Consider the following 14374-nt stretch of genomic DNA (forward strand, 5'->3'; position numbering starts at 1 on the left):
CGAACGAGGAAGCCCGGATGTACAGGATGTCCAGCACCCGGCTCGGCGGTGCGTGCGTAGGGTGACGCGCATGGAACTGGACCTACTGCTCACCGATGCCCGCGTCGTCACGATGGACGGAGGCCGCCCCTTCGCCCGCAGTGTCGGCATCTGGCGGGGACGGGTGGTCGGCCTGGACGAGCAGGTGGAGGGGGTGCGCGCCCGGCGTGAGGTCAGCGTCGGCGGCGCGACCGTGGTCCCCGGGTTCAACGACTCGCACAACCACATGGCGCAGTTCGGCCAGCGCCTCGGGGAGATCGACTGCAGCGCACTGCGTTCGCGGGACGAACTCCTCAGCCTGATCGCGGCACGGGCGGCCGGGGCGGCCCCCGACGCATGGATCACCGGCTCGGGATACGACCAGACGGTGCTGGGGGGCCATCCGCTCCGCGAGGAGCTGGACCGCGCGGGCGGCGGCCGCAAGGTCCTGCTGCTGCACCGCACGAGCCATCTGCTGGTCGCCAGCACCGCGGTCTTCGAGGCGGTGGGCGCGATGGCGGCGTCGTACCCGGATCCGGAGGGCGGAACGGTGGAACGGCATGCCGACGGCACGCCGACCGGCCTGGTCACCGAGCGGGCGATGGCGGATTTCCGCGGGCTGCGCAAACCGTTCCCGCAGCGCGATCTGATCGACGCGCTCGGCGCCGCATCCCGCGTCTACCTCGCCGAGGGGCTCACCTCGGTCTCCGAGGCCGGCATCGGAGACTCCCCGCTCGTCGGGTCGAGCCCGGTCGAGGGCGGTGTCTACCAGCGGGCCGTCGAGGAAGGCGCGATCCGCCAACGCGTCCAGCTCATGGTCGCGATGGAGAACCTGCACACGTTGGCCAGCGCGGACAGCGACCCGTTCCGGCGCGGGCTCGACCTCGGCCTGCGCACCGGCCTGGGCGACGAGCGGCTGCGCATCGGACCGCTGAAGATGTTCACCGACGGCGCGTTGATGAGCCGGACCGCTTCGATGACGGCGAACTTCTGCGGCCACGACCACGCGGGCGTCATGCAGTTCACGGCGGAGGAGCTCACCGCTACTGCCGTGGACGCCGCCGCCGCGGGCTGGCAACTGGCCGTCCACGCGATCGGTGACCACGCCGTCGATGTGGCCCTGGACGTGCTCGGTGCGGTCGCCCGCGCGGGGACCCGCCCCGACCCGCGCCACCGCATCGAGCACGCCTCTGTGGTCCGTCCCGAGCAGCTCGACCGGTTCGCCCGGCTCGGCGTCATCGCCTCCACCCAGGGCCGGTTCGTCGCCGAGCTGGGCGACGGAGTCGCCTCCGTGCTCGGCGAGGACCGCCTGCCGTGGACGTACCGACACGCGTCATTCGCCGAGCGCGGCATCGTGGTCGCCAGCGGCTCGGACCGGCCCGTCGTCGCCGACGGCGGCCCGCTTCCCGCGATCCAGTCCATGGTCGAGCGGCGCACGCCGTCGGGCCGGCTCTTCAACGGCCACGAGGCGGTGTCCGTGCTGGAGGCGCTGCGCACCTACACCGTCGGTTCGGCGTACGCGCAGCGCACCGACCACGAACTCGGCCGCCTCGCCCCCGGCTACCTCGCCGACATGGTCGTCCTCGGCCGGGACATCACCACCTGCGCGACCGAGGAGATCGGCGGCACGACGGTCCTGGCCACAGTGGTCGGCGGCGTGGCGGAGTACGACCCGCAGGGGATCTTCGGCTGACGGCGGGCCACCGGCCGGTCCGTCGTCAGGGCACTGGGCGCCTGCCGCCCGCAGACCCGGGCGTCTGCCATCCCGAACAGGCCGGCTCGGACGCGGGGTGCATCGACGACTGCCGGCCCAGGCGGGTGACGGGGCAGGTGTGGCGTCGGCGTGCGCGTGCGCAGGCACTTTGGACGGCACAGCTCGGCGCCGACCCGGCGGATTCCGCCCCGGCCCGCGCCACCCCTTCCCGACCCGCTCCTGGCACGCCCCGACTGGGCACCGCACCCCGGCCCGCGGCCCGCCGCGGGCCGGCTGGGTGGCGCATCGACAGCCGGCGCCGCCCGCTCAGCCGTCGGCCGCTTCACGCTCCTCGAACAGCTCCCGGATCTCCACCGCAAGCCACAGCTCGAAGAGATCCAGCGCCCGCACCGGGTCCAGCCCTGTCAGCTCCGCGACACGGCGCAGCCGGGCGCGCGCGGTGTGCCGGTGAACTCCCAGATGGGCTGCGGCGACCTCGGTGTTCCCGGCGGAGCGCACGTACGCGCGCAACGCTCCGTAGAGGTCGGCGCCCCGCGCTTCCGGGGTCATGAGCGGGCTGAGAACCTGGTGGGCGTACTCCTGCCGGTCCGCGCCGCTCCCCAGGGACAGCAGCGCCCGGTATCCGCCGAGCCGTTCCAGCACCACGAACGGCACACCGCGTGTGTCGGCGACGTGGTAGGCCCGCTCGGCCTGACGCAGCGCCACATGCCCTTCTGACCGGTGCACCGGCCGGCTCATGCCCGCCCTGGCGATGCCGCACTCGGCGGCCAGCGCCTCCGCCCGCTTCTCGGCACCGTCGTCGGGGCCGAGAAGCCCCAGCTGAATCGTCCCGCCCGCCGAGCGGACCAGGACGTCGGCGGCCAGATCCTGGAGGCCCGCCACGAAGGCCGCCCGGCGCCCCGGGGTCTCCAGCGCCGCCACGGTGACCACCTGCACCCGGGTCACCCAGCCGAGTTCGGCCCGAACGAGCCGTTCCTCCACCTCGGACGCCTCTTTGGCGTCGTCGAGGAGGGCGTCGAACGCCTGCGCACGCGCCGCCCGACGCCTCTGCCCGGCCCGGTGCCGTAGTTCGAGGAGGACCGCAAGCAGGGAGTGCGCCATGGACCGCAGGGCGCGGTCGTACTCGGTCCATGGGCCCGGTTTGGCCACGACGAGGATGCCGCGCATGGTCCCCGCGGTGAGGACCGGAGCGATGGTCATCGTCCACTTCCCGGCGTCCATCGCGACCGACCACGGGGACGAGCTCAGCAGGCGTGCCCGGACCGTGCGACGCACCTCGGCGAGGTCCAGAGCGGCGCTGCCCCATTCGGCCACGACCCGCATCTCACCGTCGAACAGGGCCGAGTGCATGCCACTGGTCTCGGCCATTCCCGCCAGCACGGCGTCCGGTCCCTTGACCTGCGCGGCGGCCTCTGCGAGGTTCCGCTGGGCGAGCAGCGCACGGCGCATCGGCTCCGTTTGCTCGGCATTCAGCGCGTCCGAGACGGCCTGGATGATCGATTGCAGTCCGGTGTTCTCGGGCACGTGCACCAAGGGCAGGCCGGCCGCAGCGCACCCGGCCAGGAGCACGGCAGGCAGCTCGGGGTGCGGCAGGCTCGCGCCGGTGCTGACCCCGAGCGCCACGACGCCCACCCGCGTCAGGCGCTCGCAGTAGGCGAGGGTCTGCGCCGCGTCCTCGAACCGGTTGAGCCCGGTGGACAGCAGCAGTTCACCGCCGAGCAGCCAGGGCGTCGGGTCCTCCAGTTCGCTCACGTGCGCCCAGCGCACCTCCTGGCCGAGGGCGTCGGTCTCGCCCCCGGCCCCGTCGCCATCGACGAGGCCGAGTCCAAGACCGGGCAGCGCGAGGACGTCCTTGAGCGTGATCATGACTCGGAGTGTGTCACGCACGTCAAGCCCCCCGGGTGGGGCGGGCGGCGCTGCTGACAGGCCGTCCGGCGCGGTCGAGTGCGCAGCATCTCGATGCCGGTTTGAACCTCGCGCTGCCGGGACTCGACCAGACCGTCGGTGTACAGGAGCAGGGCGGCACCCGCAGCACCTCGGCTCGCCCGTCCGAGTGGAGCGGGACGGGCGGTGGCACGGCCGCGAACGGCTTGGGATGCTGCGGGTGCGGGAAGGTGCGATCGTGCTGCACGGCATGCGGTGGCCGGACGGGATCCGCGGCCCTGCCTGCCTCGCCCCGTAGGCCGTCGGCCTACCGGTACTGCGTGGTGACGCTCACGTCGCTGAAGTCCTGCTGTCCGGCGGCGAGGCTGAAGTAGACCCAGCCGGAGGGCGGGTTGTCGATGGTCAGCGTCTCGTTGTTGCCGGCGTTGGTGGACTTCGCCTGGTGCGAGGTGGTGGTGGCCCAGCTGGTGCCGTTGTAGTACAGGTCGGCGTTGCCGGTGCCGCCGGTGCTGGTGATGGTCAGTTGCTTGACGCCGGCCGGCAGGTACAGGAAGTGGCTGCTGTAGTTGCCGGTGGTGGCCGCGAGGTTGTCCCGGCGGCAGTTCTTGTCGAACTGGCGCGGGTCGGCGTTGGTGCAGAGCGGGGTGGACGGGGCCTCCGGCAGGGGGCCGCAGTCGTCGGTCGCGCAGGTGGTCGTCAGCCAGGTGGCGAAGTCGGCGTCGTAGCTGGTGCCGATGGTCTGCTTCAGGAAGGTGCGGGCCCCGTCCCAGTCACCGGTGCGGTACTTGCTGAGCACGGTCTCGATGTCCGCGGGGTGTGCCTGCAGCATGTAGCGGACCGCCAGGAAGCCCCACCGGTAGACCCTGGCCGAGTTGACGTCGGGGTCCTCGTCCTGTCCGTAGACGGTGTCGAACAACTCGCTGAGCTTGTAGGTCTTCTTGCCTGCCTCGGCGATCGCGTCGGCGTTGCGCTCCTGGCGGTAGCCGTACGAGATGTTCTCGGCGATGCCCTCGACCCACCAGATGGTCGGCGTGGTCTGGCTGGCTTCGAAGTCGCCGTACATGTTGTAGCGGCCGTCGAGGAAGTGGGTGTACTCGTGGTTGAGGTTCCAGACCTCGAACCTGGGGCGCAGCCAGGACGCCTCGTGGGCGATGAAGCGGGCCTGGTTGCCCGGCTTGGACGGGTCGCCCTCCTCGTACATGCCGCCGTTGTCGACGTCGATGTCGTAGATGGCCCAGGCGTACAGCGAGTACTGGGTGTAGTCGTCGAAGACGACGACCTCCAGGTTGGTGTTCACGTCACCGGGGATCGGGCCCTTGTCGCCGATCACCCGGTGGAAGTAGGCGTCCTGGTTGATCAGGCTGGTGCAGGTGGTGGCCAGCTGTCCGGGGGACATGTCCTGGGCGCGGATCTTCAGGTCCGGGGTGCAGGTGTGCTGGATCGGCAGGACCATCGGGAGTACGCGGCTGCCCAGGTCGCAGATGCCGTAGGCCTCGCAGTTGCCCTTGTCGTACTGACGCGTGGCCCAGCCCAGGTTCATGGTGATCGGGGCGGTGGGGCCGACGTTCGGGTAGCGGTTGATCAGGTCCTTCAGCAGCGGCCGGACCCGGTCCTTGAGCTCGGGGACATCGAGGGCGTGACCGAGGAAGCGGCCGATGTTGCTGACGGTGTCCCAGCGGTTCAGCTGTGCGTCGTTGCGGGTGATGAAGTCGGCCCAGGTGTTGAGGATGGCGGGGTCGGCCTTGAGCGCGGCCCGCCAGCCCCGGCTGTCGTTCTTGGCATCGAAGCCGTTCTCGATGACGCGCTCGGCGTTCTCGAGGGAGAGGACCATCCGGTTCGGCCAGGTGGCGTCGTAGCCGGCGAGCATCCACTTGACGACGCCGGCGTAGCGGCCGGCTTCGTGGGTGCTGTCGATGAGCGTGACGACCTCGTTGAGGGTGTCGCCGTTGGCGTTGGTGATGTCCTTGCTGTGCGGGGCGGCGAAGAAGGCGTCCAGCGCGCCGCGGGCCGAGGTCTGCAGCGCCGTGCCGTATGCGCCGACGACGTCCCCGTGGTTGTCCTGCACGTAGTAGCCGGCACGCAGGAACATCACCAACTGGCCCACGGAGGTGCTGTTGTCGCCCGGGTAGGTGGCGGAGGCGTCGCGCAGCGCGTTGGCGACGGTCACCATCTGGGCCTCGCGGAACGTCTTCCCGGCGTCGGCCCCGGTGAGGTTGAACAGCGGGTAGGTGCAGCTGACCTCGGGAAGAGCCTTGAGCTGCTGGATCAGCGCGCTGCCCGTGGCGTTGATCACTCCGGACAGGTCGCCGCAGTCGTTCCCGCCGGCGGCGGCCTTGAACTGCTTGCCGGTCCTGGCGGGTTCGGCGGTCGGGGCGGCGGCCGGGGCGGACTCTTCGAGGGAGTCCTGTGAGGAGATCTTGAAGCCGGAGCCGTCGGTCGTGGCGTCGGGCGACTTGGGAACCGGGATCGACCGCGGCGCCGGGGCCGCGGGTCCGGCGGCGTTGATGCCGGCCGGGGCGGCGACGGGGGCGGCCTGGCTTTGCGGTGCGAACAGGCCGAGCGTGATGAAGAAGGCCGCGCCGAGCGCAGGGAGCCTGCGCGCGTTGGCCGTTGATATCCGGGATGGGCGCATCTGTGGGGGCCTCCGGAGCCGTCGTGACCGCACGTTGGGACATGTGGCCTATTGGTGTGTGACATGTAAAATTGCACACGTCCCGTCGCGTGGGAAGATTCCGGATTGGATTGCCGCCCGTCGCAACCGAAACGTTGCAAGATCGGCGGCTCCGAGGGCCATTACCATCCCTTGGCTGCGCGGGGGTCGCCGATGGCCGCACCTCCCGCAGGGGCGACCTGCCGGGCCCGGTCGGGTCTTCGCCCCGGATGCTCCACCGACCAGGGCAGGGTGCGGCCAAGCGCGGCGAGCTCCGCACCGGCTGCGGTTCCTCGGATCTGGTTCTCGGCTCAGGTCGTGCGGCGCAGGGGGATGACGACGTCCTCGCCGGTGCATTTCGCGCTGAGGCGGTAGCGGCTGATGTATGCGAGCCGGCCGGATTGCGCGAATGTGCAACTGTCAGAGCTCGCGATACGTCTCATCTGGTGCGGAGCTCAGAGTGAGCCGGCCGGACAGTCAGGGCGGCGCTGTGGGCACCACCGCCCGGTCATGGCCTGGCCGGGGATGAGGCGGGTGAGGGTGCCGACAGGGGCGGCCTCGATCGAGTGTGAAGGGATCACTGTGCGGGGAGTGACGACCACAGCCCGGCCGCCGTCCGTGTCCGACGGGTACGAGGCCGAGCACACCATGTCCATCGAGGCGTTCGCTCTGGCGCCGAACCGGCGGCGCATCGAGGCGTGGCTGCTCGGCTTCGTCGTGATGATCACGGTGGGGGGCTACGCCTATACCGGGCTGTCGATGCAGGGGCACGTTTCCACGGGAGTCTTCGGCTTCGGCGCGAGCGTGCTGCTGCTCGCCCTCGTCGCGCACATCGCGGTACGGCTGTGGGCGCCGCGCGCCGATCCGCTGATCCTGCCGATCGCGCTGCTGTTGACCGGCCTGGGCCTGGTGTTGCTGCACCGCCTGGACATCACCTACGCGGCCAAGCCCTACCTGCGCATCGACCAGGCCGGCAGCGGGCAGTTGATGTGGACCGTGATCGGCATCGCGGTATGCGTGGGCGTCCTGCTGATGCTGCGCGACTACCGTCGGCTCCAGCGCTACTTGTACGTGATGATGGCCGCCGCGCTGGTGCTGCTGATGGCTCCGGCGTTCTTCGGTGCCGACCAGTTCGGCGCCAAGCGGTGGATCACGCTGGGGCCGCTGTCGATGCAGCCTGGCGAGTTCGTGAAGATCATGATCGCGGTGTTCTTCGCGGGCTATCTCACCGTCAGCCGCGACGCGTTGGCCCTCACGGGACGCCGGGTGCTGGGCGTGCGGCTGCCCCCCGGGCGGCAGATGGGACCCATCGTCACCATCTGGATCATCAGCCTCCTGGTGCTGATCTTCGAGCGGGACCTCGGTACGTCGCTGATCTTCTTCGGCCTCTTCGTGATCATGCTGTACCTGGCCACCGAGCGGACCAGCTGGGTGGTGTGCGGTCTGCTCATGGCCGTCGTCGGGGCCGCAGCCGTGGGCTCGATGGAACCTCACGTCCACGGGCGGGTGGTGGCCTGGCTGCACCCCATGGACGCCTTCACCGCCAAGGGCCAGCAGACGGGCATGTCCGACCAGTTGGCCCAGGCCCTGTTCAGTTTTGGCAGCGGAGGCGTCACCGGAACCGGCCTTGGCCAGGGGCACCCGGAGCTGATCGGCTTCGCGGGCAACAGCGACTTCATTCTCACCTCCGTCGGTGAGGAACTAGGCCTGGCCGGAGTCATGGCGGTGCTGCTGCTGTACGCCCTGCTCGCCGAGCGCGGCCTGCGCACCGGTGTGGTCGCCCGCGACCCGTTCGGCAAGCTCCTGGCCGTGGGCCTGGCCAGCGCTCTGGTGTTGCAGGTCTTCATCGTGGCCGGGGGCGTACTGGGTCTGATCCCGCTGACCGGCAAGGCTCTGCCGTTCCTCGCCAAGGGCGGCTCATCCATGGTTGCCAACTGGCTCATGATCGCCCTGCTCATCCGCATCAGCGACGGCGCACAGCGCCGCCGCGAACCACAGGCCGCACGGACGCCCGCGCCCCGTCGGTAGCTCCCCTGCTTGGTCCCCGCTGCCGAGCCGGCCGAGGGCAGTCACGATGGTGATGCATGCGGCCGGGGGCGGTCTGCGCCCATCCCGGCGAGGACGGGAAGCGCCTCCGAGAGCGCAGGGGGTCGGGCTCTGGCGCGGGCGTGATGTGACGCCACGGCTGATGCGGGATGTCACTCCGATGCCGCGCCGAAGTCACCCCTTTGGATGTCATTGCCTGGCCCGTTCGGTCTGGCCGCGTGAACGCTGAGGTGCCGTAGGCCCCTATCGAGAGCGAGGCCACCATGACAGTACCCGCGATACACGGCTCACTGCTCCGAAGCAGAACGCTGCGCGTGGCGACGGCAGGGTGCGCGGTCACCGCCCTGTCCGCGCTGACCACGGTCCCAGTGGCGGCGAACAGCGGTGCGAGCGCAGCCAAGCCGACCGTCGTCCTGGTGCACGGCGCCTTCGCGGACAGCTCCAGCTGGAACGGGGTGATCGAGCGCCTGCAGCGCCGCGGTTACACCGTGATGGCCCCGGCCAACCCGCTGCGCGGCCTGTACAGCGATTCCGCATACATCGCCTCCGTCCTGAAGACGGTCAAAGGCCCGATCGTACTGGCCGGTCATTCCTACGGCGGTGCCGTCATCAGTACTGCCGCAACGGGAAACCCCCGGGTCAAATCCCTGATCTACATCAACGCGCTGATGCTGGATGTCGGTGAGAGCGGTATGTCGCTGTCGGCCCGTTTCCCCACCGCCCTGGGCACCGCCACGAACTCCGTGCCGTACCGGACGGCCGGCGGCGGCGGCACCGACCTCTACCTCAAGCGGGACAAGGTCCACCCGGTCTTCGCCAACTGCCTGCCCGAGAGCCAGGCGAACCTGTTGGGTGCCACCCAGCGCCCGGCGGCCACGACCGCGTTCTCCCAGACGGCCAAGGTCGCGGCCTGGAAGGAGATTCCGTCCTGGGCCCTGGTGGGACGGCAGGACATGACCGTCAGCCCCCAGCAGGAGCGCTTCGAGGCCAAACGCGCCCACTCCCACACGCAGGAGATCGACTCCTGCCACGTGTCCCTCATCGCCCGCCCTGACGCCGTGGCCGACCTGATCCTCCAGGGTGCCACCGCGGCTGCGGGCGGCTCCTGACATCGATGCAGCCGTCAAGCAGCCGGCCGCCGACGGCTTCCCGTCACCGACGAGCCTCGCGGTGACGAGCGCGTCAGCGCTCCTGGGAGGGTGTGTGGAAGCCAGGGAGCCCCAGTCCGCCGGGCACGCCTCGGTCATGTCTGCCCCGTTGGAAGTGTCGCTCTTCCTCACCGCCCTCTGCTGTCTGCCGGCCGTACTGCTCGGGACTCTGGTCCACGTCCAGGTCAGTGCCGGATGACGACCACGAAGGAGACCATCCTCACGATCACCATCAAGGCCCTGGAATCGATGGCGGAATGGCGCACCCGCCCGCTCGATTCGGTCTACCCGGTCGCCTTCATCGACGCCGTGCTCGTCAAGATCAGGGTTCTGGCTCAACTTCTGTGAAGCCGAGCTGATTCCCGGCTCCCGAGGTTGACGATTCTAGTGAACCGGCAGGTCAGCGGCTTGCTCGAAGTGGGTCCCGGACAGGGGCGGCGTAAATGCACAGAAGTTGAGCCAGAACCAAGATCAGGGACAGCCATGTCGCCGATCGACCCATCTACGTGGCCGGGGTGCTTCGGGCTGCGGTGGTATCTGTGACGGCGAAGAGCGCTGCAGACGGTCATGCAGGCGTTGCCGCACCGCGTCCTCAGCCTGTCGCATGGCGAGCGGAAGCCGCTGGCGCCGCTCCAACTCTGCGGAAGTACGCCTGCCCTCCTCCCACCGTTGGGCGATTTCCGCGCCTGGGCGCCGCGCCATGTCCTGTGCGTATTCCTGGTCCTCCCGTGCGGCGGTGCGTGCTCGGTCGATCAGCTCCGCCGGCGCGCCCTGTTCGATCAGTCGCTGGACCAGATCCACACGCGGTCCAGAGACATCCGGAGTCGGCTCAGTGGCCGCCAAGGCAATCCGCTCGCCCCGGGGCGCCAGGACGCTGTCAGGCGTCAGCAGCAGCGGGAGCGGGGCACCGGGGGCGATGGGTTCGCAGGCCAGGACTTGTAGCAGCGGTCGCGCCGCCGTGTGCGCGAGGCGGGCCGGGCTCTGCGAGTTGGGGTCCATGGCGGCGACCGTCTCGGCGTCGACGGCCACCTGCTGCAGCACAGGTATGGAGGTGGCGTCGACCTGGCCCCGCACCGCAAGTTCTGTCACGACCTGCTGGTGCAGGCCCAACCAGCAGGCCGCCTCGTCCGGGGGCAGCTGCCGTGCCCGGCTGGCGTGCAGGGCGTTCACGGCTGCAGGCTTGCTGATCCATCGGCTGTCCGGCGAACGGTCGTTGACGTACAGGTCGGCACCGCTGCGGTCGGTGACGGTGATGCGGTGCACGGCCGGGCTCGCCTCAGCGGCCGCGATCGTCTCCGGCATCATCCGGTACGCCAGGTCATGTCGGTCCGGCAGAGTCCAGCGGCCGCCTTCCAGGAACCGGCACAGGCTGTCCAAGCGGCTGCGCTCGGCGCGTACTCCCAGGCCAACGACTTCGACGCGGCGGCCCAGCCCGGCGAATTCCTCCGCCGTGGCCAGGGTCATGGCCGGATCCCTGAAGTCGCCTTCAAGCATCAGGCTGTAGCCGTAGTCCCGCGCGTACTCGATGCTCATCCGCACCCAGGCGCCGGAGGCCTGCCCGGTGGCCTCGGGGAACAGCCACGGCTCGTTGTCCAGGATCTTCTGGTGCTGGGGGTGGAACGGACGCAACTCATCGCCGGTCAGGGGAACGAGATGCTGGTTGGCGTGCCGCTGTTCGGAGGCGGCCATGGCCTGGCTCTTGCCCGCGGCGGGCTGCCCGCCCAACAGGACCAGCACGGGCTGGTCCTGCGGAGCGTAGCCGGAGAAGACGAAATCCTTGACCCGCTCCTCGAAGCGGTCGCGTAGCTGCTTCTCGGTGAGGAAGTAGTCGCTCGCCTCAGCCACGGCGCCCTTCAGAGTGAGCAGTTCTGCCTTCCAGTCCTGGACGCGGGCGATCAGCTGGGTGCGGTCGTCGGCCGACACCGCAGTGTGGCGCCGCTCGCGAGCTGGCCGAGGAAGTCGAGGATTCCCTGGCCGACGGGGGTCGGGGCGATGAGCACGCCCAGGGCCAGGACAGTGATCACGGTGAACTTCTCGCCCAGCCGGCTGTGTACCTGCGTCCGGCGGCGCGGCCGGAGGACGATGCTGATCGCGAGCAGTACCGCCACGTTGATCGTCAGCAATCTGCTGGACCTCCCCGTCAGACCGAGCCGCCCTCAGGCGTGGAAGCGGAGGGCGACGTGCGCGTCTTCTTGTGTAGTGGGGGCCCGGCCGTACTGCTGGGGGTTCGCTGGTGATTGACGATAAACCGATCTTCTGGCCGGATCCGTCAACAGCGGCGCGGCAACCGCGCGGATCTGCAGGTGCTGCTGGATCCACCCGAAGCCGAGGCCGATGAGTCCGGCCCCGGTGGCGTAGGCGGCGCCGCGGAGAGCGCTGGAGAGCAGGGCGTCCGGTGGGGACGGTGCGGCAGGTGTGGTGGCGGGCGGAGTAGCCGGTGACGGTCTCAGGGCCTTCAGGAACTCCTCAGCGTCGATGGCTGGGGTGCGTGGGTCGGCGAGCCGGGCAGCATGGCGGGGCGGCTGATCTGCGGTGGGATGACGTTAGTTCCTTCTTCGACCCGGACTTGATGGGGGCGTTGCCGGACGTGCGTGTCCCGGATGCCTCGGTGGAGGACTGGCAGGCGGTCCTCGATCTTGTCGCGGAGAAGGGCTGGAAGTGCCAGTACTCCGAGGGGGAGACGGTGCTTCCGGTGCCTCGGACAGAGGCCGTACTGTCCCGCCCGGCGGATGCAGACTGCCCGGACCTGCGGGTTTGGCCGACTGCCGATGTGTTGGCCATCTTCCGTTTTCATGCTGACGATGAAGTCGACTTCGACGTCGACCTTCGGGAGTTGCAGGGCCAGGATCGCCTTGATGTGTTCTGCGGCTTTCTCCGGGAGATCGGGCGCCGGCTGGGCAAGCCCGTGCTGATGGACCCGGAAGGCGACTATGGCCATCCAGTGCTCGGCTTCGATGTAGAGGCCGATCGAGTCGTTCTCCTCGCAGACCCGCAGGTCAGGTGACTGCGGCCGACGGCTGCGGTTCGTAGAAGGTGCCGTCGCGGAGCATCGCGAACAGCACGTCGGCCCGGCGTCTGGCGAGGCGGAGCAGGGCCTGGGTGTGGTGCTTGCCCTGGGCGATCTTCTTGTCGTAGTAGGCCCGGGATGCCGGGTCGCCCAGGGCGGCGAACGCGGAGAGGAAGAAGGCCCGTTTGAGCTGCTTGTTTCCTCTCCTGGAGGGTTGTTCGCCGCGGATCGAGGGGCCCGAGCTGCGGGTCGCCGGGGCGAGTCCGCCGTAGGCGGCGAGGTGGCCGGCGGTCGGGAAGGTGCTGCCGTCGCCGACCTCGATCAGGATGCGGGCTCCGGTCCTGACGCCGACTCCCGGCACCGACGTCAGGACCTTCGAAAGAGGGTGGGCGTCCAGGAGTTCCTCGATCCGGGCGGCCAGCAGTTTGCGCTGGTCAAGGACGGCCTTCAGTGAGACGGCCAGGCTCGGGACGATCAGGGCGGCCGCCTCGGTCCCCGGAACGGTGACGGTCTGCTCGTCCAGGGCGGCGAAGATCTCCTCGAACAGACGCTCGGCCGTCCTCGGCGCCTTCGGCCGCAGCAGGGTGACCAGCCGCCGCCGTCCGGCCTTGCGTATCTGGGCCGGTGACCCGAACCGCTCCAGCAGCGTCAGGACGGTCGGGTGCTGCAACCGCGGCCCCAGGACCCGTTCCAGCGACGGATGGATCTGGGTCAACAGACGGTGCAGCCCATGTCCCGAGCGACCGCCAGTGGCAGGGCGCCGATCGAGGCCGGCTGATCGACCACGACCAGCACCGTTCCGTGCTTGGCCTGGAGTTTCGCAAACAGCTCGCGGAGCTTGGGCTCGGTGTTGGGCAGGCGCTTGCCGGAGGATTTCTTCTGGCTGGGGTGACGGCGGTGGCGTGGTGTTCGCTCTTGCCGACGTCCAGGCCGAGGAAGACGTCGATGTCGCCGGTGTCGATCACGTGCAGGCCCCTCCATCACGCTTTCGTCCGGCCTTGCCAGGGCACCGAGCTGCCACATCCACGTTACGGAGAGCTATTCCGGCCTGGGTGAAGCCGGCGCTCAAGCCCCTCATCAGTGGTCCGTCGATGCCTTCGGAGCCGGTGACACCACCCCCGGATCATGAACAACAAGGGGGGGAAGTCATGCCGGGCCCGGAGGCCAGAGGCCCTCTTGCAGGACCGCGAAAGCATAACGGGCGACAATGGAGATATGGCCCCGTAAGCCGTGAACCAAGTTGCGAGGTGGCCGATGAGCACTCTCGAAGAACAGATCGACGTCGACATTCCGATCGCTGCGGCCTGGGAAGCCCTCCACCGTGCGGAGACCTATCCGCGGTTCGTCAAAGGAGTACGCGAGGCTCGTTCAAAGGACGGGCACCGGACGCACCTGGATGTCGACGTCGGCGGCCGGGTTCAGGAGTACGACGCCGAGATCACCGACCGCGACAAGGAACACACGATGGAGTGGCAGACCACGAGCGGTCCGGTACTGGCGGGGACCTTCTCACTGCTGCCCATCGACCGGGAGCACACCCGGGTTCAGGCCCGGATCGAGTACGACCCGGGCACCGTCAAGGAGGCGTTCGGCGGGCCGAAGGGATTCGCCCAGGCGACCGCGATCGAACGGCTTGTAAGGGACGACTTGGAGCACTTCAAGGAGCTGGTGGAACAGGAACAGTGAGGCGCCCCCCACCGAGTACGACAGCAGGGCGGTCCATCCACCCCTTTGGTGGTTCCCGGCGTCGGGTGCTCGTTGCCCCTGTCGGTTTCCCGGCCACCACCGTGGAGCCGCCGCGGCTCCGGCTCTCATTCGATGGGCCGGGGCCGCGGCGGTACCCTCCTGCGTCTCGCGGAATTGCTCTTCGAGGTCATCTGACGTGCGAACTTCCAGCCCAGGGGTCT

General features: G+C 69.5%; 9 protein-coding genes and 4 pseudogenes. 7 read left to right on the forward strand and 6 right to left on the reverse strand.

What is annotated here, in order from left to right:
• Positions 1-70: 70 nt before the first annotated feature.
• Complete coding sequence (locus ACIHCL_RS32575) at positions 71-1711, forward strand: amidohydrolase (RefSeq protein ID WP_399867684.1); 1641 nt, start codon at positions 71-73, stop codon at positions 1709-1711.
• 327 nt (positions 1712-2038) lie between these two features.
• On the opposite strand, the gene ACIHCL_RS32580 is transcribed toward ACIHCL_RS32575, so the two are convergent.
• Positions 2039-3598 (reverse strand): PucR family transcriptional regulator, encoded by a 1560-nt coding sequence (locus ACIHCL_RS32580; RefSeq protein ID WP_399867686.1) that lies wholly within the window; start codon positions 3596-3598, stop codon positions 2039-2041.
• A gap of 32 nt (positions 3599-3630) precedes the next feature.
• A pseudogene (locus ACIHCL_RS32585) lies at positions 3631-3815 on the reverse strand (hypothetical protein); the annotation flags it as partial.
• Between ACIHCL_RS32585 and ACIHCL_RS32590 the strand changes: the two are divergent.
• Positions 3804-3911: pseudogene (locus ACIHCL_RS32590) on the forward strand (Ku protein); the annotation flags it as partial. The pseudogenes ACIHCL_RS32585 and ACIHCL_RS32590 overlap by 12 nt on opposite strands.
• A 12-nt stretch (positions 3912-3923) precedes the next feature.
• Here ACIHCL_RS32590 and ACIHCL_RS32595 read toward each other — a convergent pair.
• On the reverse strand, positions 3924-6248 hold the full coding sequence (locus ACIHCL_RS32595) for a collagenase (RefSeq protein WP_399867688.1): 2325 nt from the start codon (positions 6246-6248) through the stop codon (positions 3924-3926).
• Positions 6249-6914: 666 nt separating this feature from the next.
• Here ACIHCL_RS32595 and ACIHCL_RS32600 point away from each other — a divergent pair.
• From ACIHCL_RS32600 to ACIHCL_RS32610, 3 genes and pseudogenes are all read left to right on the forward strand, one after another.
• The gene (locus ACIHCL_RS32600) at positions 6915-8294 is read left to right on the forward strand and encodes an FtsW/RodA/SpoVE family cell cycle protein (protein ID WP_399867753.1); all 1380 of its coding nucleotides are present in this window, start codon (positions 6915-6917) and stop codon (positions 8292-8294) included.
• 332 nt (positions 8295-8626) lie between these two features.
• Positions 8627-9421, forward strand: coding sequence for an alpha/beta fold hydrolase (locus ACIHCL_RS32605; RefSeq protein ID WP_399867690.1), 795 nt, complete (start codon positions 8627-8629; stop codon positions 9419-9421).
• A gap of 243 nt (positions 9422-9664) precedes the next feature.
• Positions 9665-9787 (forward strand): annotated as a pseudogene (locus tag ACIHCL_RS32610) (transposase); the annotation flags it as partial.
• A gap of 144 nt (positions 9788-9931) precedes the next feature.
• Here the strand turns inward: ACIHCL_RS32610 and ACIHCL_RS32615 are convergent.
• Both ACIHCL_RS32615 and ACIHCL_RS32620 read right to left on the reverse strand, forming a co-directional pair.
• A complete protein-coding gene (locus tag ACIHCL_RS32615) occupies positions 9932-11383 on the reverse strand; it encodes a zeta toxin family protein (protein WP_399867692.1) in 1452 nt (483 codons plus the stop codon).
• Positions 11356-11583, reverse strand: coding sequence for a hypothetical protein (locus ACIHCL_RS32620; protein ID WP_399867694.1), 228 nt, complete (start codon positions 11581-11583; stop codon positions 11356-11358). Before ACIHCL_RS32620 ends, ACIHCL_RS32615 begins: the two co-directional genes overlap by 28 nt.
• 365 nt (positions 11584-11948) lie before the next feature.
• Here ACIHCL_RS32620 and ACIHCL_RS32625 point away from each other — a divergent pair, with 365 nt between their 5' ends.
• The gene (locus ACIHCL_RS32625) at positions 11949-12464 is read left to right on the forward strand and encodes a hypothetical protein (protein ID WP_399867695.1); all 516 of its coding nucleotides are present in this window, start codon (positions 11949-11951) and stop codon (positions 12462-12464) included.
• Here the strand turns inward: ACIHCL_RS32625 and ACIHCL_RS32630 are convergent.
• Positions 12457-13432: pseudogene (locus ACIHCL_RS32630) on the reverse strand (transposase). The gene ACIHCL_RS32625 and the pseudogene ACIHCL_RS32630 overlap by 8 nt on opposite strands.
• A gap of 289 nt (positions 13433-13721) precedes the next feature.
• Between ACIHCL_RS32630 and ACIHCL_RS32635 the strand changes: the two are divergent.
• Positions 13722-14153 (forward strand): SRPBCC family protein, encoded by a 432-nt coding sequence (locus ACIHCL_RS32635; RefSeq protein WP_399867696.1) that lies wholly within the window; start codon positions 13722-13724, stop codon positions 14151-14153.
• Positions 14154-14374 lie beyond the last annotated feature (221 nt).

Source organism: Streptomyces sp. NPDC052042, assembly GCF_044548345.1.
GTDB lineage: Bacteria > Actinomycetota > Actinomycetes > Streptomycetales > Streptomycetaceae > Streptomyces.